The following is a 1506-nucleotide window of genomic DNA, read 5'->3' as shown; positions in this document are numbered from 1 at the left end:
CGCCATAATGACCAACAGCACTGCTGAACTCTTTATTGTCGTACTTGGTGATACCCGCCGCAGTTGCGATGTCAAATACACCGAGAATACCGAACGTAGAGTTAATCCAAAAACGGTTAAAGTGATCCACCGCTTTGCTACCGTTACCCATCAAAAGGTTGTTCACCATGCTTGATGGTTCATCAAGGTTTGACAAGAAGTTGGCGATACCGGAACGAATAGGCACAGGTGTGTATTCAACGTACGCGATCGACACAGGACGAACCAAATACGGATCTAAGTACTCGTAGTTGATTTCCCACATCGTGCGGTTAAAGCCTTCTAACGGATCATACACATCAGAAGTCGTTTGATTTGTCTCTCCTTCACTTGTTACTGCCTCCTCAGGCGCACTCGAACAGCCAACAAGACCAAGTGCTAACAGTAACATTAGGTAGGATTTACCCTTGTTATACATTCTATGTTCCATAACGACTATTAATATACTTAAGCAACCTCATTTAAAAATGTATGACCAACGCCAAAAAGCAAATGCAGAAACAACCAACAAGCTCAATGTTAGCGATAAATACATTTTAAAAGTCACTTGAGTATATAAACAAAGGCCAGCAAATGCTGGCCTTGGTCATTTTACTTGATAGTTTAGAGTCATACCACTAAATGGGCCCGACATTGACTAAGTGTCATATATCAGAGACAACAACTAACTATTGATACTGTTTATCGATGGTCACTGCAACCGGCTGACCGAATTCAACCACATCGCTTTCGCCATGCCAATCTTGGTCGCGCGTTGCAACATTGCCATCAGAATCAACACGTACACGCACGATAAGTTTTTCTAACGATGATAGTTTTTGCCCTTGCATCATCGCATTACCGTCATCTAGCACCACTGTTCGTGGGAACGAACCAAGTGGATAGCGAGCGGCTGCAACCGGCATTGGTGAACCATCAGCACGATGAATTGAGACAATTAATACCGCGTTAGGATCAAGTTGTGCTTCAGGTGCGACATTAATCGTTACTGCCACGCTTTTATCCGGAGAAACCACTTCACCCATTTGTTTGCGTGCATGGTCGATACTGCGTGAAAGGCTTTCGTATCGGCTATCGTCAGGACCGATCATCTGCTGCATAATGCCCCAGTATTTAATTGCTGCGGGGTAATCTTTACGTTCAAATGCATCAAATGCGAGCAATGAGAAAACGCGTAAATCCACGTAATCTTGTTGCATGAGCTTACCAAGTAAAGAACGAGCCGTTGCTTGGTCCATCTCGTCTTGAGAAAGCATTAACGCCTGAGCGTAACCTAACATAACGTCAGGATCTTTTGGCTCAAGAGCATACGACTTTTTCATAGAATCGATGGCTGTCGTCACATCGCGGTTCGCTAATGCAATACGACCGAGTAGCAACCAACCGGTTGAATCTTCTGGCTGATAATGCAGGCGCGTGCGCAGTGCTAAGGTTAAATCAGCCATTTCATCATCGCTCAGAGGTTCA

General features: G+C 44.5%; 2 protein-coding genes. Both read right to left on the bottom strand.

Annotated features, from left to right (window positions below; all coding sequences use genetic code 11):
- The coding region (locus tag R7E78_RS24060; protein WP_318058328.1) for a VacJ family lipoprotein at nucleotides 1-457 on the bottom strand (457 nt) is incomplete at its 3' end.
- Between the two features lie 250 nt (nucleotides 458-707).
- On the bottom strand, nucleotides 708-1506 hold a 799-nt coding region (locus R7E78_RS24055; protein ID WP_318058327.1), incomplete at its 5' end, for a tetratricopeptide repeat protein.

It is taken from the genome of Vibrio sp. YT-19(2023) (genome assembly GCF_033337395.1).
Note: the sequence above shows the minus strand (reverse complement) of the source record. Positions and strands in the feature narration are given on the sequence as shown.